The organism is Anaerotruncus massiliensis (ex Togo et al. 2026), from assembly GCF_030825285.1.
GTDB lineage: Bacteria > Bacillota > Clostridia > Oscillospirales > Ruminococcaceae > Anaerotruncus > Anaerotruncus massiliensis.
Genome location: NZ_JAPJQF010000004.1, coordinates 97138 through 113052, shown reverse-complemented (window position 1 = coordinate 113052; position 15915 = coordinate 97138). Strand labels below are relative to the sequence as shown.

The window sequence follows — 15915 nt, the reverse complement described above, 5'->3', positions numbered from 1 at the left end:
CGCGGGAGGGAGCCGAGGGCGGAAAATCCCGTTCCGTCCTCCCCCGCGTAATCCGGGGACGCCGCTCCACAAAGCCTCCCTCTGAAATACAATGTCCTTTGTAGAAACACAACAAATGCAAACGTCTGAAATCCCCCGCCACCGGCAAAATGCAGCAAAAAAATATTTATTCATTTTTCCCGCGATTTTATGCAGGATTTCCTGCACGAAGCGGGCCCGGGACGGCTCTGCAAAGGACTTTTCCAAGCGGGCTTCGCGCCGCTCTGATCAGATGGGTATAAGTCGTACCATACGTTAAATTATTCAGTTTTCGGCCGCATCTATTCAAAATTTATTAACATCTTTCACAAAGATTTCACCACTTTTCCTAAAATTATCCCCCCTTGCCGATTGGGTTTTGTTGACATGTGAAGAAAATAAGGGTAAAATATAAATTGACCCGGCAAACATTTTTCTGCATGGACCCAAACGATTTATCCAGAATGAGAAAGGAAGAAAAAAATGAAAAAGTATTTTTCCCTATTCCTCGCGCTGGCTCTGGTTCTAATGATGTTTGCAGGCTGCGGCGGTTCCCCCGAGCCCGCTGCACCGGCCGCCCCTGCGGAGACCCCCGCGGACGGCAGCACCGCTCCCGCTGAAACCCCGGCGCCCGCCGGTGAAAAGCTGAAGGTCGCCAACGTCGTCAACGGCAACCTCGGCGACAAATCCTTCTTCGACTCCTGCGAGGCCGGCCTCTCCCAGCTCGCGGCGGACGGAATCATCGAGTACAAGACCTTTGAGCTCGGCCCGACCGACGCCGACCAGCCCAAATGGCTCTCCACCCTCGAGGAGCTCTCCGCCGACGGCTCCTACGACCTGATCGTCTGCGGCACCTATCAGATGCCCGACTACCTGACCCAGGTCGCGACCAACTACCCCGACCAGAAATACCTGATCTATGACTCCGCCGTCGATCTGCCCAACGTCGTCTGCGTCAACTACAAGCAGAACGACATGGGGTACCTCGTCGGCACCGCGGCCGCGCTGGCCACCTCCTCCGACCTGCCGAACATGAACCCCGAGAAGGTCATCGGCTTTGTCGGCGGCGAGAACGGCCCGGTCATCAACGACTTCCTCGTCGGCTATATCCAGGGCGCGCAGGCCGCCGACCCGGACGTCAAGATCGACACCCAGTATGTCGGCAACTTCTATGACACCGGCGCCGCCAAGGAGCTGGCCAACGTCATGATCGGCCAGAACAAGTGCGACATCGTCTGGGGCGTCGCGGGCGGAGCCGGAAACGGCGCCGCCGAGGCGGCCAACGAGCTGAAGGCCTGGTTCATCGGCGTCGACTCCGACCAGGAGGCCACCTTCTCGATCGCGCAGCCCGAGCTTGCCGCGGTCACCCTCTTCTCCGGGCTCAAGAACATCGGCGATTCCATCATCTGGGTCATCAATGAGCAGCTCGCCGGCAACACCCACTATGGCGAGACCCTGAACCTCGGTATCTCCGAGGGCGGCGTCAGCCTGGCCACCGGCGGCAACTTCCAGACCCTGCCCGACGACATCAAGAAGGCCGTCGAGGACGCCACCACCAAGATCACCTCCGGCGAGATCGTGGTCGACACCGCGTTCGGCGACAACGCCGCCGACGTCGAGGCCATCCGCGAGGGCGCCCGTCCGTAAATAAACCGTTGTCCGCTTCGCGCGGATGAAATCTGCAAAGGGGGAGCTTCCGCTCCCCCTTTGCAGTAATTTCCGGCAGGAATCCGTCCGTCCACCCACCACGTCCCAGGTTCCCGGACGCCGCGGCGCGTCCGACTGTATAGAGGGGAGGCAGGTATCCTACTATGGAGGATCGAAGCGAAGTTGTCCGGATGAAGGGCATCACAAAGGTCTATCCAAACGGTATTGCGGCAAACCAGAGCGTGGACTTTTCGGTCCGCAAGGGGGAAATTCACGCGCTGATGGGCGAAAACGGCGCGGGCAAATCCACGCTGATGAAAATCCTCTTCGGTCTCGAGCAGCCCGAGGAGGGGGAAATCGTGATCAACGGCGAGAAGGTCGTGCTCTCCTCGCCGAACGCCGCCATCGCGAAGGGAATCGGCATGGTGCACCAGCACTTCATGCTGGTCCCCTCCCTCACCGTGGCGGAAAACATCGTGCTGGGCATGGAGCCCCGCAAGCGCGGCATGTTCCTCGACTATGCAAAGGCGGTCTCCCTCACCGAGGAGTACGCCGAACGGTACAACCTCCAGGTCGACCCCCATGCCAAGGTCATGGACATTCCGGTCGGCATGAAACAGAAGGTGGAAATCCTCAAGGCGCTCGTGCGGGGCGCGCAGATCCTCATCCTCGACGAGCCCACCGCCGTTCTGACAACACAGGAAACGACCGAGCTCTTCCGCGAGCTCATTCATTTTAAAGAGCAGGGCCACACGATCATCTTCATCTCCCACAAGCTCAAGGAGATCAAGCAGATCACCGACCGGCTCACCATCATGCGCGCGGGCAAGTCGATGGGCGTCTTCGACACCGCCGACGTGTCCGAGCAGGATATCTCCCGCCTCATGGTGGGGCGCGACGTGGTGCTCAAGGTCGAAAAGGAGCCGCCCTCCCCCACCGACACGGTGCTTTCCGTCACCGACGTGCACTACCAGAACGAGTACGGCAAGCAGATGCTAGGCGGCGTCTCCTTCAGCGTGCGCAAGGGGGAGATCCTCGGCATCGCGGGCGTCGAGGGCAACGGCCAGCGGGAGCTGGTGGAGATGCTCTTCGACATGAATCAGCCCGATTCCGGCGCGATCGGGGTCGAGGGCCGCCCGGTCGCCGGGAAGGGGCAGGGCTACATACGGGGGCTGGGCGTCTCCCACATCCCCGAGGACCGGATGCTCTACGGCGTGGCCGCCGCCGGCACGATCGAGGAAAACCTCATCGCCGACCGCTTCCAGAAGCCGCGGTTCAACAAGGGGCCGCTCTTCAAGATGGACGCCATCCACGAGGAGAGCGACCGGCTGATCGAGGACTACCAGATCCTCTGCCGGTCGGGCGGCCAGCAGGTCAAGATGCTCTCGGGCGGCAACATCCAGAAGGTCGTCGTGGCGCGCGAATTCTCCTGCGCGCCCAAGCTGATCATCGCCGACCAGCCCACCCGCGGCATCGACGTCGGCGCGACCGAGTTCATCCGGCGCAAGCTCGTCGAGCTCAGCCGGGAGGGGGCCGCCGTGCTGCTCGTCTCCGCCGACTTAAACGAGATCATCGAGCTCTCCGACAGCCTGATCGTCTTTTACGGCGGCGAGATCGTCGCGTACTTTGAGGACACCTCCACCCTGACCGACCTTGAGATGGGCGAATACATGCTCGGCCTCAAGCGCCAGTCCCCCGAGGAGATAAGGAGGGTTATCCATGCGTAAAAGCCTCAAATTTGAGATCATCCGCGGGGCGGCGGCCATCCTCGTGGCGCTCGCGGTGGCGATGGTGTTCATCTTCATCATCAGCGACGTGCCCTTCCAGGCGCTCTACAACCTCATCGTCGCGCCCTTCATGCGGATGCGCTACATCTGGATCATCCTCGAGCGCATGATCCCGATCATCTTCACCGGACTTGCCACCTGCGTCATGTTCAACGCCAACCAGTTCAACCTCGCGGGCGAGGGCGCCGTCTTCTTCGGCGGGCTGGTCGCGGGCGCCTGCGCCATCTACCTGCGTCTGCCGCCCGTGCTGCACGCCGCCGCCTGCATCGCGGCCGCGATGCTCGTCTGCGGGCTGACCATGCTAATCCCCGCCCTGCTCAAAACAAAGCTCGGCGCGAGCGAGATGGTCTCCTCCCTGATGCTCAACTACATCCTTTTGCAGCTGGGCGTCTACATCCTCAGCTACCACCTCGCCGACCGCACCCAGGGCGCCACGATGTCCCACAAGTTCCTCGACACCGCGATCATCCCCACCCTCGTCCCCAAGACCAATCTGAGCTGGGGCATCGTGATCGCGCTTGTGGCCACCGTGCTCGTCTCGATCTTCATGTACCGCACCCGCTGGGGCTACGCCATCCGCATGATCGGCATCAACCAGAGCTTTTCCAAGTACTCCGGCATGAAGGTGGCCGCCACGGTCGTCATGTGCCAGGTCGTCGGCGGCATGCTCGCCGGCATGGGCGGCGCGGTTGAAATCCTCGGCTACTACGACCGCTTCAAATGGCGCCAGCTTCCCGGCTACGGCTGGGACGGCATCACGATCGCCATCCTTGCCAAAAACAACCCCATCTTCATCCCGCTGGCCGCCTTCTTCATGGCCTACCTGCGGCGCGGCTGTGATTTGATGCAGCTCAACACCGACGTGCCCGCCGAGATGCTCAGCATCATCCAGGCGGTCATCTTCCTCTTCTTCGCGGCGGAGCAGTTCCTCTCCAAATACCGCCACAAGCTGGTGGTCAGGGACGCCAAGGACGAGATCGCCGGGAAAGCCGCCGAGAAGGAAGCGAAAGGAGTGGAAGCCTGATGCTGGAAAACATTCTAGGCATTATCTTCTCCATCCCCTTCGCCTTTTCCATCCTGCGCATCACCACCCCGATCCTCTTCGCCGCGCTGGCCGCCGTCGTGGCCGACCGCGCGGGCGTCACCAACATCGGCCTCGAGGGCATCATGATGATCTCCGCCCTCACCGGCGTCATCTTCTCCGCCTGGACCCAGAGCGCCGGCGTCGGCCTGCTCTGCGCGATGGTCATCGGCATGCTCGTCGCGCTGATGATCGGCTTCTTCGCCCTCATTCTCAAGACCGACATCATCCTCGCCGGTATCGCCGTCAACATGCTCGGCAGCGGCGGCACCATCCTCTTCATGTACCTCGCCAGCGGCGACCGCGGCTACTCCGCCAACCTCGCCAGCAAGGTCATGCCGTCAATCGACATCCCGCTCATCAAGGACATCCCCGTGCTCGGGCAGATCCTTTCGGGGCACAACGTCCTGACCTACGTGGCGCTGCTCTGCGTCTTCCTCGTGTGGGTGCTGCTCTACAAGACCCCCCTCGGGCTTCAGATCCGCTCGGTCGGCGAAAACCCCAACGCGGCCGATTCGGTCGGCGTCAGCGTCAACCGCATCAGCTTCATCGCGCTGGGCATCTCCGGCGTGCTCGCGGGGCTGGGCGGCGCGTTCATGTCGATGGGCTACATGTCGAGCTTCAACACCAATATGACAGCCGGGCGCGGCTTCATCGCGCTGGCGGCCGAGGCGATGGGGCGCGGCGAGCCGCTCGGCACCTTCCTGACCTCCCTGCTCTTCGGCTTCGCCGACGCGCTGGCCAACAACCTGCAGAGCCTCGGCTTCCCCGCCGAGCTGGTCAAGATGACCCCCTATGTCTTCACCATCGTCGGCCTGGCGGTCTACGCGGCCAGCACGATGAACAAGGCGAAAAAGATCCGGCACCACAGCAAAGCCAAAAAAGCGGGCGCCGCGCAGGCGGGCGCGTAACTGAAAAATCCGGGCCGGGGAGAGGCGACGCTCCCTCCCCTTTCCCGCACAGGAGGGACTGCCATGAAAAAAATCCCCATCATCCTCGACGGCGACCCCGGGCATGACGACGCGATCGCGTGGATGCTCGCCAACGCGTCGCCCCTGCTGGACATCCGCGCCGTCACCTCGGTCTGCGGCAACCAGACGATTGAAAAGACCACCTACAACGCGCTGCGCATCATGACCCTCATCGGGCTGCGCGCGCCGATGGCGCGCGGGCGCACCGGGCCGCTCGTCTCCGAGCCGATCGTCGCGCCGACCGTGCACGGCAAGTCGGGGCTCGACGGGCCCGACCTGCCCGAGCCCGCCTTTGAGCCGCTGGAGATGAGCGCCGTTGAGCTGATGGCCAAGGTGCTCTCCGAAAGCGCGGAGCCGGTCACGCTGGTGCCCACCGGCCCGCTCACCAACGTCGCGGCCCTGCTACTGGCGCACCCCGAGCTGAAATCCAAAATCAGGGAGATCTCCCTGATGGGCGGCGGCATCCACCACGGCAACTGGACCCCCGCCGCGGAATTCAACATCCTTGTCGACCCCGAGGCGGCCGACCTCGTCTTCCGTTCGGGCATCCCGATCATCATGGCCGGGCTCGACGTCACCGAGCAGGCGCTCGTCTTCCCCGAGGATTTCGAGCGCATCCGCGCCCTCGGCAACCCCGTCGCGACGGTGGTCGCCGAATGGCTCGACTTCTTCTACGGCTTCCACCGCGCCAAGGGCTATCCCGGCGCGCCGGTGCACGACGCGGTGGCAGTCGCCGCCCTGATCGCGCCCGAGATTCTCACGATCGAGGAGCTGTACGTCGAGGTGGAGACGCAGGGCGACTACTGCCGCGGCGCGACCGTCGCCGACTACTACCGCCTGCACGACCATAAGCCGAACGCGCGCGTCATCCTCGGCATCGACCGCGCCGCCTTCGTCGACCTGCTGGCAGAGGCCGCGAAATCCTATGGGGAGGTATCGGCATGAACAGACGGCCCATCATCATCGACTGCGACCCCGGCGTCGACGACGCCATCGCCATCCTGCTGGCGCTGCGCGCGCCCGAATTCGACCTGCGCGCGCTCACGCCGGTCGCCGGCAACGTCCCGCTCGACCGCACCGCGCCGAACGCCCTGAGCATCCTCGAACTGGCAGGCGCGCGGGTGCCCGTCTACCGCGGCGCGGAAAAGCCGATGTTCTGCGAGCTGCACACCGCCGCCGAGATTCACGGGGCGGACGGCCTGCACGGGTTCACCCTGCCGGAGCCGAAAACCGCCTACGCCGAAGGGCACGCGTGGGACGCCATCTACCGCGAGGCGCGCGCCCTGGGGGGCGAACTCGAGATCATCGCGGTCGGGCCGCTCACCAACCTCGGCATCGCGTTTTCCAAATATCCCGACCTGCCCCGGTATCTCAAAAAGATCACCATCATGGGGGGCGCGGTCGCCTACGGCAACACGACCTCCGCGGCGGAGTTCAACATCTACGCCGACCCCGAGGCCGCCGAGATGGTCTTCCGCGCGGGCGTGCCCATCGCGATGTGCGGGCTTGACGTGACCCACCAGTCCTGCCTCCTGCCCGAAGAGATCGACGAGATCGCCGCCCTGCCCTCCCCGCAGGCGCGGTACGCGGCCAAGCTGCTCGGCTACACGCTCAGCTGGAAGGACCGCTACCACAGCATCGGCGCGGTGCTGCACGACCCCTGCGCGCTGATCTACGCGCTCGACCCGTCGATGTTCGAGTCGAAGCGCTGCTGGATCGGCGTCGAGACGAAGGGTCCCGTCACACGCGGCAAAACGGTGACCGACTGCTACAGCGACGCCAAAAAGGAACCGAACGCCGACCTCGTCACCGGGGTCGACCGGGCGCGTTTCGCCGCGAAGGTCCGCGAGCTGCTCGCGGCCTACTGACCGCATAGAAGCATAAAAAGCCGGCAGGCACGAAAGTGCCTGCCGGCTTTTTCTTTGGGTTCCGGGCGCGTCAGCCCTCGGGGGGCGTGACGACCCACTTAATGCAGTTGTCGAGATGGTGCTCAAAGACGCGGTAGCCCTCCATGATCCCGTTGAGAGGGCCCCGGTGGGTGATGAGCAGCGAGGTGTCGATCCGGCCCGCTTCGATCAGGCGCATCAGCTCGGGGCCGTGGCAGGCGTCCGCGCCGCCCGTCTTGAAGATGAGGTTTTTGCCGTACATCTCGGGCAGCGGAAGCACCTGCGCCTCCTCGTAGAGCGCGACAAGCGAGACGACCGCGTTGGGCCGCGCGATCTTCCACGCGGTCTGGAAGGTGTTCTTTCCGCCCGCGGCCTCGATGACCGCGTCGGCGCCCCGGCCCCCGGTCAGCGCGCGCACCGCCTCCTCGACGTCGGTTTCGGCGGGATTGACGAGGTCGTCGGCAAGGCCGCGCTCCTTCGCGAGATTCAGGCGGAAGGGGTTGACGTCAATCAGGACGGTCCGCCCCGCTCCGAACAGCCGCACGCACTCGGCGGCGCAGAGGCCCACCGGCCCCGCGCCGAGGATGGCGACCGTGTCGCCGAGGCGGATATCCGCGAGCTCCGCGCCGAAATAGCCGGTCGCGAGGATGTCACCCAGGAAGAGCGCGTCCTCATCCGAGACGGAATCTGGAATTTTCACAAGCCCCCGGTCGGCGAAGGGCACCCGCACATACTCCGCCTGGCCGCCGTCGATGCGGCAGCCGAGCTCCCAGCCGCCCTTTTCGCAGTTGTTGATGTAGCCGCGCCGGCAGAAGAAGCAGTCGCCGCAGAAGGTCTCGCAGGTGGCGGCCACCCGGTCGCCGGACCGGAGGTTCCCGACCCCCTCCCCCACCTCGGCGATCTCGCCGACAAACTCGTGCCCGAGGATGACCCCCGTCTTCGCGCGCGGGATGAAGCCGTCGCGGATGTGCAGGTCGCTCGTGCAGATGGTCGAGCGGGTTACCCGCACGATCGCGTCGCGCGGGTCCCGGAGTTTCGGAACGGGGCGCTCCTCCAGGCCGATCTCGTGGTTTCCGCGGTAGACAAGCGCCAGCATGGACTCTTTCATACTTGACCCCTCTTTCGTCCGGAATGGTTTCTGACAGTCAAATTATACCACGGACAGGTGCGCTCCGCCAGTCTTTACAGAAAGGAAATAAATATATTTCCAATATACATTGACAGGCGAGGTAGATTGTGTTTTAATATAACTAAAGTTTCAGGAAGGGAGTGGATGCTTTGTCCATCACATCCGATCTGATCCGCGGCAACACCGACACGATCATCCTCGCGCAGCTGCGGCTCGGGGACAGTTACGGCTATAAAATCAACAAAGCCATCCAGAGGAAGACCCGCAGCCAGTATGAGCTGAAGGAAGCCACCCTCTACACCGCATTCCGGCGGCTGGAGGAAAACGGATATATCTCCTCCTACTGGGGGGACGAGAGCACCGGGGCGCGCCGGAGGTACTACACGATCACCAACGAGGGCAGGCAGGCCCTCGAGCGTCTCAAAGCCGAATGGCAGACCGCCAAGGCGCTGATCGACGCGCTGATTACTGATGAGGAGGAAACGGACCATGCAGGATAAACTTCGCGCTTTCATCGACACCCTCTTTGAGGACGCGCCCGCCGGGAAAAAGGTGGTCGAGCTCAAGGAGGAGATGCTCCAAAACCTGAACGACAAATACAGCGACCTGCTCTCCGAAGGGAAAAGCGAGGAGGCCGCCTACAATCTCGCGGTGGCGAGCGTCGGGGACGTGAGCGAGCTGCTCCGCTACCTCAGGCGGGAGGAGGGGGACTCCACCCGCGAGCAGGAGGAGCTGATGCGTTACAGGCGGCGTTCCGCGGTGGTCGTTCCCATCGCCGTGATCCTCTACATCCTTTCGGTCATCCCCGTGATGCTGATCGACCGCCAGATCGGCGTCGTCTCGATGTTCGCCATGATCGCCGCCGCGACCGGCCTGCTCATCTGGAACAGCATGTCGAAGCCGGTCTATGTCAGGCGGGACGACACCGTCGTCGAGGAGTTCAAGGAGTGGAAGATGCAGAGCGGACACCGCAGGCAGGCGTTCCGTTCGATTTCCGGCGCGATCTGGTCCGCCGCCCTGGCGGTCTACTTCATCCTCAGCTTCATCACGATGGCCTGGCACATCACCTGGGTCATCTTCCTGATCACCGCGGCGGTCAATTCGATCATCAAGGCGATCTTCGATTTGAAGGAGTAAGGATATGAAAACGTCAGCAGTCATCCGGATCATTCTCTGGTCGATGGTCGTCGTGCTTTTGACCTGCATCCTCGCCGTCGGGCTTTCGGGCGGCGAACTTTTGGGCCGCCCCCTGCCGTTCGGCTTTTCCGGCGTCGGCTTTTCGGGCAGCGGCTTTTCCTACCCGGACGCCGGGCGCTATACCGCCGGAGGCGGCAGCTTCCCCGCCGACCAGGTCGACAGCATCGAAATCAACTGGGTCTCGGGCGGGGTGACCGTCCGGTCCTACGAGGGCAGCGAGCTCGCCTTCGACGAAACCATCCGCGGGCAGGTCGACGACAGCATGCGGATGCGCCACTATCTCAAGGACCGCACCCTCGTCATCCAGTTCTGCGCACCCCGCCAAAGCGTCTTCCGCTCCGCCAATTCCCCCGTCAAAACCCTGGAGGTTTTGGTCCCGGAATCCCTCGCGGCGCGGATGGATGAGGCGGAAATCTCCGTCGCCTCCGCCTCCATCCAGGTCTCCGGGATCACCGCCGACAAGCTCGAGATCGACAGCGTCTCCGGAAGCACCGATATCACCGACACCAGCTGCCGCAGCTTTGAGCTCGACACCGTCAGCGGGAGCGTCCGCTCCTCCGGCCTCACCGCCGGCAGCACGGAGACCGACAGCGTCAGCGGCCCGGTGCAGCTTGAAGGCTCCTTTGGCAAGATTCAGTACGACACCATCTCCGGCTCCTTCCGGGCCGGCTCGGCGATCTGCCCCGAGCGGATCGAAGGCTCCTCGGTCAGCGGGAGCGTCCACATCACGATCCCCGAAAACGACGGCTTCACCGCCGATTACGACCGGGTCAGCGGAGACTTTTCCTCCGACTTCCCGACGACCGGCGACAAGGGCCGCCGCGTCTACAAGGACGGCGGCGCCCGCTTCTCCTTCGATACCATCAGCGGCGACATCTCCATCCTCCGCGGATGACCACGGCAAAACGCCCGGCGCGCATAACTGCGCGCCGGGCGTTTTTTTGTTTTCAAAAAGGCCATCCATCGAGGGAGCCGGACGAAAGCCCCGCCGCCGTCAGTGCTTCCAGACCGGAAGCGCGCGCACCGCGGGCGCGCCGATGTATCCGCACCGGCGGAAATAGTTCAGGTAGCTTTTGAGCAGGGCGGCGTCGACCGGCGGGCAGGAGACGCCGGTCCCCCGCAGCATCCGGTCGGCGTTGTCCGTCCGGAAGCGCGGCTGGCGCTTCCCGAACCGGTCGACGAGGCTCTCCCCCTCGGCGCGCCGGTCGGTGAAGAGGCAGGAGAGAATCCGCAGCGCGTTCTCCTCCGCCGGGCAGGCGGCCAGCCGGACACACCACTCGTCGTACGGGAGGGTCTCGACCCGGTAGCCGGCCCTGCGCATCAGCCGGCCCACCTGGTTCATCGGCATGAGGTTTTGATTGATGATGTTGTACGCCCTGCCGTCGGAGCCGCTCTGGAAGGCGATCGCCACGACCGCGTCGCTGACGTAGTCCACCGGCGTCAGGTGGAGGTTCACGTCGATGTCGGGGACCGCGCCCATCTGGATGCAGCCGACGATCGACCGGCTGATCATGTCCTCCAGCTTCCAGACGCCGTCCCGGAGCGTCCCAGTGATGTCGCCGGGGCGGTAGACGGCGGCGCGCAGACCCCTTTCGCGCGCGATGCCCACGAGCTTTTCCGCGACCCATTTCGTCTCGGAATAGCCGAGGAAATACCCCTCGGGCGAAAGGAGCGGATCGTCCTCCGCCACGGTTTTCCCGAACTGGCCGGGCGTGTCGTAGACGCTGTAGGAGGAGATGTAGTGGAAGTACTTCGGCCTGCCCGTACAGGCGAACCGCAGGCATTCCGCCGTTCCGGTGACGTTCGTCCGCTTCATCTGCCGGTAGGGATAGACGAAGTTCAGCAGCGCCCCGTTGTGGATCACCAGTTCGATTTCATCCGCGAGCCGCCGGTAGGTGAATTTATCCAGCCCGAGGTTGGGCAGGTTCAAATCCCCCGTGACCGGGACGATGTGGTCGCGGTAGTCCTCCTTCCAGCAGCAGAAATCCTTCATGTTGGCGGCGATCCGCTCCAGCCCGGCGGCAGGGTCCTTCGCCCGCACATGGCAGTAGACGACCGGGTCGCTCCCCGCCCGCCGCTCTAGGATCGAGCGGATGAGGTACGCGCCGAGAAAGCCCGTCGAACCGGTCAGGAAGATGCTGCGGCATTCCTCCGGAGGCGTCGTGTAGGGGGCCTCGGGGCGGATCGATTCGTCCAGCGCGCACTCCTTTCGCAGGTCGGGCTTCTCCCCCGGCCCCTCGCCCGTGCGCACCCGGCGGAGGTAACCGGCGATGCCCGCCACCGTCGGGGCGGCGGCCATCTCGCGCAGGTCGATGGAGATGCCGAGATCCCGCTCGAGCCCGCAGAGCAGCTCCATCATCTGGAGCGAGTCGCCGCCGATCTCGAGGAAGCTGTCCTCGTCGGAAAACCCGACGCCCGGCGCCGCGCGGCGGAAGGCCGCGCGCACCACCGTCCGCAGCTCCTCCTCCGACGCGTCCGCAGAAGCAGCCTTCGGCCGGTGCGCGGGCGGTTCCTGCTCTGCGCCGCTCCGGCGGGTGCTGTAAAGGATTTTCAGCCCGCCCGCCTCATACGCCTCCTTGATGGCGTGGGTCTTGATCTTGCGGTTGTCGGTGCGCGGGAGGGAGCCCGCCTCCACAAACACCGTGTCGTGGAAGGAGAACCCGAACGACCCGGCCACGGCGCGGTTGATCTCTGCCGCGAGGGAACGGAAGTCCGCCTCCCCGCCGCATTCCGTGCAGAGCACCGGCCGCTCGCCGCCCTCCGACTCCACCGAAAAGACGCCCACCGCGTCGACGGCGGGGGCGAGCCCCTGCTCGTGCAGCAGCAGCGTGATGTCGCTGGGGTAGATGTTCTTCCCGCTGACCACGATCATCTCCTTGATGCGGCCGGTCAGGTAGAGCTGCCCGTCGTAGAGCGCGCCCATGTCCCCCGTCCGGTAAAAGCGGCCCGGGTACCCGGGGATCTCCGCTTCAAACCGCTTTGTCTCCTCCGGGTTTTTCCAGTAGCCGCCGCAGACGTTTTCCCCGCTCAGGCAGATTTCGCCGATCTCGTCCGGCCCGCAGGGGGACCCGTCCGCGCGCACCGCGACGATCCGCATCCCGGAGGGCACGCGCCCCACGCCGACGATCGCCTTTCCATCCGACGGCACCGGGGCAAAGCGTCCCTTTGCGTACCCCTCCCGGTCGATCTCCACCGACCGGAATTCGCCGCTCGCCAGCGTGGCGATGCAGACGCACTCCGACAGCCCGTAACCGGGCGCGAAGGCGTCGGGGCTGATGCGGAAGAGGCCGCAGAACTTTTCGACCGTGCGCAGGTTGACGAACTCGGAGCCGTTGACGAGGTGGGTGACGTGGGAGAGGTCGTAGTTTTTCGCGTCCTCTTCACCGATCAGCCGGGTGCAGACGTCATAGGCGGAGTTGGGTGCCGCCGTGATGTTGACCCGGAAGTCGGAGAGCACCTTCAGCCAGACGGTCGGTTTCGCCAGAAACTGCAGCGTCGGAATCAGGTAGGAGACTCCGTGGTCGGGGATCAGCGGGATGAAGAGGGCGGCGATCAGCCCGATGTTGTGGTAGAAGGGCACCCAGGAGGCAATGTTGTGGTTGCCCACGGTGAAGTCGAAGAGCTCCCGGCACTGGTCAATGCAGGCGGTCAGGTTCCCGTAGGAGACCATCACGCCCTTTGGCTCGGAGGTGGACCCGGAGGTGTACTGCAGATAGACGAGATCGTCCGCGCCGTAGCCGCAGAAGATCTCGGGGCCCTCGTACCGCTCCGTCCGGTCGGTATAGACGCGTCTGAGGGCCACCGCCTGGAAGAAGGCCTTCCGCAGCAGCGGGGCCGTCACCTTCGTGTCGGAGGATCGCTCCATCCCCTCGTTGGAGATGAGAAAGCGCGGCCCGCACGACTTGAGCACCGAGACGAAGCGCGCGAACTTGCCCGCGTCGATGGGCGGCGGAATCACCGTGAACACCACGCCCGCCAGCATGCAGCCAAAGATCGCGTAGACTGTCCCCGCGTCCTGCATCGACAGGATGATCGCGCGGTCCCCCCGCTTCGCGCCCTTGCGCTTGAGGTCGGCGGCGATGTCCGTGGCGCGGGCATGGAGCTGTCCCATCGTCACAACGTTCTGCCCGAACGGCTCGGTTTCGCAGTCCAAAAAATTGTAGACGGCGCGGTTGGGGTTTTCCCGCGCGTCACGCCGCAGTTTTTCCAGGATTCCCTGCATAGGCATTTCCTTTCCACTATCGGGATGTCCGTATTTTTGCCTCACGCAAACAGGGGCCCGCTCATCAGACCCCTGTTTGCGGCGCTCGTCAGCGCTGGGCTATGGAAGTGTCGGGTTGAACGATGAATCAGCCGAGAAGCTCAAACAGACGTTCCTCAACGTAGGGTCCCCACCACTCGAGGTAGCCCTTCTTGGTGGGATGGATGGCGTCGCTCATGTAGGAGCGCCAGAGGGTGTCGCCCGTCACGACGTTCTCATACATGACGTCGTTGTGCCACAGGTCGAGGACGGAGAATTCGTCTCCCCACTTTTCGTCGAGCTCGTGGCACCGCTCGATCATCAGCTGGTAGATGTCCTTGTTCTGTCCGCCGGAGTAGGTCATTTCATCCTCGAACTGGGTGCCGGTGATGACCAGGACGGGCGCGCCCCACGTCTCCTTGGAGTAGGCGGTGATGGCTTCCAGCGCGCCGACCGTTGTGGTGAGCTCAAAGTCGTCCATGTCGAAGCTCGCGCTGACCTCGCCCGTCTCGCACTGGCCCTTGGAGTCGTTGGTGGAGAGCTGGACCACCACGAGGTCCACGACCGGGTCGGTCTCCGCGGTGTGGTTCATCAGACGGGGCAGGTAGGAATCGGACGAGGAGACGCTGCCGAGCCCGCTGCCGATCGAGGCCTCCACGCCGGCGAGCAGGGTGCCGCCCTTGACCTCGACGATCGAGTTGGTGCCGTCGATCGCGTCGATCCACGCGGCGGGAGAGGTCTTGCCCGCGCCGAAGCCCTGGAACACGGAGGAACCGAGCCACAGGAGAGTCTTGCCCTTGATGGGGCTGTCGGGGTTGGCGGCCTGCACCTCGGGGGCGTACTTGTCGCTGTTGCCCTCGTTCTTCATGCCGGTGACGGTGACAAGCTGCTGCACCGTGCTGGCGCCGACCACGATCAGGATCGCCAGGATCACCGCGAGAACGCGGAGCACGATCTTTTTGACGCGCCTGCCGTTGACCTTCTTTTTGAGCGCCTCCCCGGAGAGCGCGCCGCTCTTCTTGGGCGCGGGCACCGCCTTGCCGGTCAGGACGCAGGCCAGCGCGGCCTCAACGGTGGGGGTCATCGCCTGATAGCCCTTCTTGGTGGGATGGATCTGATCGTTGCGGCAGCTGCCCTTTTTGCAGAGCTCTGAAATCTCGCCGTCGTTCCAGAAGTCGATCACGGAGATCTCCCATTTTCCAGCGATCTCCTTCAGCGCGGAGACCATCGCGGCGTATTTCTCATCGGCGTAGAAGGGATTGGTGTAGAAGACGACCGGGCAGTCCCAGGTCTCCTTCGCATAGGCGATGATGTACTCGATCGCGCCATAGACGGTCTTCGTGTCGAAGTCCGCCAGCCCGGTGCCCGCGGAAAGTTTGCCGAGCGGCAGCTTTTTGGTCGCGTCGTTGGTGGAAAGCTGGCAAACGAACACGTCGCAGGGGGTCTTGGCGTCGATGGTTTTCAGGCGGCTTATGTAGGATTTGGGGCCGTTGTCGACCAGCGTCGTGCCGGAGACGGCCTCCTTGACGCAGACGGCGCCGTTGCGGGCGGCGACCATATCCACGAAGGACTTCCCAAAGGACGCGAAGCCCTTGGTCACGGAAGAGCCGAGGAAGATGAACCGCTTGCCCTTGAGGGGGCTGTTTTTGACCTGGTCCATGTTTCCGGGGTTATACTTCGGGAGGTTGCCGGGGTTGAGCAGGCCGAACAGCCGGATCAGGACGATCGCGGCGATCACGATCAAAACGATGATCGTGAATTGCAGGCCGTACATCATGACGCCGCTGGTGCAGTACTCCTTGCAGACCTGCGGGGTCACGCCCAGCGCGGTCGCGACGGCTTTAAAGACCGGGGCAAGCAAATCCGAATAGAAAATCGCGCGCCAAAAGTTTAACATGATATCCTCCTCCTGTTGCTGTTTCTGACAGCAGCCGCTGTTTTGAAATGATGAAATCTCCT

12 protein-coding genes are annotated in these 15915 nt (G+C 63.8%); 9 read left to right on the top strand and 3 right to left on the bottom strand.

The genetic code is table 11. The features are described from left to right. Nucleotides 1–501: 501 nt before the first annotated feature. From RCI06_RS03165 to RCI06_RS03140, 6 genes are all read left to right on the top strand, one after another. Nucleotides 502–1665 carry a BMP family ABC transporter substrate-binding protein gene (locus RCI06_RS03165; protein WP_101551017.1) on the top strand — a complete coding sequence of 388 codons (1164 nt, stop codon included), beginning with the start codon at nucleotides 502–504 and terminating at the stop codon, nucleotides 1663–1665. 164 nt (nucleotides 1666–1829) lie between these two features. Beyond that, the gene (locus tag RCI06_RS03160) at nucleotides 1830–3392 is read left to right on the top strand and encodes an ABC transporter ATP-binding protein (protein ID WP_306574181.1); all 1563 of its coding nucleotides are present in this window, start codon (nucleotides 1830–1832) and stop codon (nucleotides 3390–3392) included. Next, nucleotides 3385–4476 (top strand): ABC transporter permease, encoded by a 1092-nt coding sequence (locus RCI06_RS03155; protein WP_306574178.1) that lies wholly within the window; start codon nucleotides 3385–3387, stop codon nucleotides 4474–4476. The genes RCI06_RS03160 and RCI06_RS03155 overlap by 8 nt, the downstream gene beginning before the upstream one ends. Further along, a complete protein-coding gene (locus tag RCI06_RS03150; RefSeq protein WP_256151372.1) occupies nucleotides 4476–5444 on the top strand; it encodes an ABC transporter permease in 969 nt (322 codons plus the stop codon). The genes RCI06_RS03155 and RCI06_RS03150 overlap by 1 nt, the downstream gene beginning before the upstream one ends. Nucleotides 5445–5507: 63 nt before the next feature. After that, nucleotides 5508–6449, top strand: coding sequence for a nucleoside hydrolase (locus RCI06_RS03145; RefSeq protein WP_101551025.1), 942 nt, complete (start codon nucleotides 5508–5510; stop codon nucleotides 6447–6449). Further along, nucleotides 6446–7372 carry a nucleoside hydrolase gene (locus RCI06_RS03140; protein ID WP_121585794.1) on the top strand — a complete coding sequence of 309 codons (927 nt, stop codon included), beginning with the start codon at nucleotides 6446–6448 and terminating at the stop codon, nucleotides 7370–7372. The genes RCI06_RS03145 and RCI06_RS03140 overlap by 4 nt, the downstream gene beginning before the upstream one ends. Before the next feature lie 70 nt (nucleotides 7373–7442). Here RCI06_RS03140 and RCI06_RS03135 read toward each other — a convergent pair whose 3' ends face one another. After that, on the bottom strand, nucleotides 7443–8498 hold the full coding sequence (locus RCI06_RS03135; RefSeq protein ID WP_306574172.1) for an alcohol dehydrogenase: 1056 nt from the start codon (nucleotides 8496–8498) through the stop codon (nucleotides 7443–7445). A 170-nt stretch (nucleotides 8499–8668) separates the two neighbouring features. Between RCI06_RS03135 and RCI06_RS03130 the strand changes: the two genes are divergently transcribed. Genes RCI06_RS03130 through RCI06_RS03120 form a run of 3 tightly spaced genes read left to right on the top strand, consistent with a single transcriptional unit; the run spans nucleotide 8669 to nucleotide 10611 of the window. Continuing rightward, complete coding sequence (locus RCI06_RS03130; protein WP_101551031.1) at nucleotides 8669–9019, top strand: PadR family transcriptional regulator; 351 nt, start codon at nucleotides 8669–8671, stop codon at nucleotides 9017–9019. After that, nucleotides 9009–9656, top strand: a complete 648-nt coding sequence (locus RCI06_RS03125; RefSeq protein ID WP_306574169.1) for a permease prefix domain 1-containing protein — start codon at nucleotides 9009–9011, stop codon at nucleotides 9654–9656. The genes RCI06_RS03130 and RCI06_RS03125 overlap by 11 nt, the downstream gene beginning before the upstream one ends. Before the next feature lie 4 nt (nucleotides 9657–9660). Next, on the top strand, nucleotides 9661–10611 hold the full coding sequence (locus RCI06_RS03120) for a DUF4097 family beta strand repeat-containing protein (RefSeq protein WP_306574167.1): 951 nt from the start codon (nucleotides 9661–9663) through the stop codon (nucleotides 10609–10611). A 99-nt stretch (nucleotides 10612–10710) separates the two neighbouring features. Here RCI06_RS03120 and RCI06_RS03115 read toward each other — a convergent pair whose 3' ends face one another. After that, the gene (locus RCI06_RS03115; RefSeq protein ID WP_306574164.1) at nucleotides 10711–13938 is read right to left on the bottom strand and encodes a thioester reductase domain-containing protein; all 3228 of its coding nucleotides are present in this window, start codon (nucleotides 13936–13938) and stop codon (nucleotides 10711–10713) included. A 127-nt stretch (nucleotides 13939–14065) separates the two neighbouring features. Next, nucleotides 14066–15853 carry an SGNH/GDSL hydrolase family protein gene (locus RCI06_RS03110; protein ID WP_306574161.1) on the bottom strand — a complete coding sequence of 596 codons (1788 nt, stop codon included), beginning with the start codon at nucleotides 15851–15853 and terminating at the stop codon, nucleotides 14066–14068. Nucleotides 15854–15915 lie beyond the last annotated feature (62 nt).

What these genes read in the sequence shown, in the direction of transcription:
- RCI06_RS03115 (WP_306574164.1), bottom strand. Translation starts at nt 13,938, where the DNA reads ATGCAGGGAATCCTGGAAAAACTGCGGCGTGACGCGCGGGAAAACCCC.
- RCI06_RS03140 (WP_121585794.1), top strand. Translation starts at nt 6,446, where the DNA reads ATGAACAGACGGCCCATCATCATCGACTGCGACCCCGGCGTCGACGAC.
- RCI06_RS03135 (WP_306574172.1), bottom strand. Translation starts at nt 8,498, where the DNA reads ATGAAAGAGTCCATGCTGGCGCTTGTCTACCGCGGAAACCACGAGATC.
- RCI06_RS03155 (WP_306574178.1), top strand. Translation starts at nt 3,385, where the DNA reads ATGCGTAAAAGCCTCAAATTTGAGATCATCCGCGGGGCGGCGGCCATC.
- RCI06_RS03110 (WP_306574161.1), bottom strand. Translation starts at nt 15,853, where the DNA reads ATGTTAAACTTTTGGCGCGCGATTTTCTATTCGGATTTGCTTGCCCCG.
- RCI06_RS03165 (WP_101551017.1), top strand. Translation starts at nt 502, where the DNA reads ATGAAAAAGTATTTTTCCCTATTCCTCGCGCTGGCTCTGGTTCTAATG.
- RCI06_RS03145 (WP_101551025.1), top strand. Translation starts at nt 5,508, where the DNA reads ATGAAAAAAATCCCCATCATCCTCGACGGCGACCCCGGGCATGACGAC.
- RCI06_RS03160 (WP_306574181.1), top strand. Translation starts at nt 1,830, where the DNA reads ATGGAGGATCGAAGCGAAGTTGTCCGGATGAAGGGCATCACAAAGGTC.
- RCI06_RS03125 (WP_306574169.1), top strand. Translation starts at nt 9,009, where the DNA reads ATGCAGGATAAACTTCGCGCTTTCATCGACACCCTCTTTGAGGACGCG.
- RCI06_RS03150 (WP_256151372.1), top strand. Translation starts at nt 4,476, where the DNA reads ATGCTGGAAAACATTCTAGGCATTATCTTCTCCATCCCCTTCGCCTTT.
- RCI06_RS03120 (WP_306574167.1), top strand. Translation starts at nt 9,661, where the DNA reads ATGAAAACGTCAGCAGTCATCCGGATCATTCTCTGGTCGATGGTCGTC.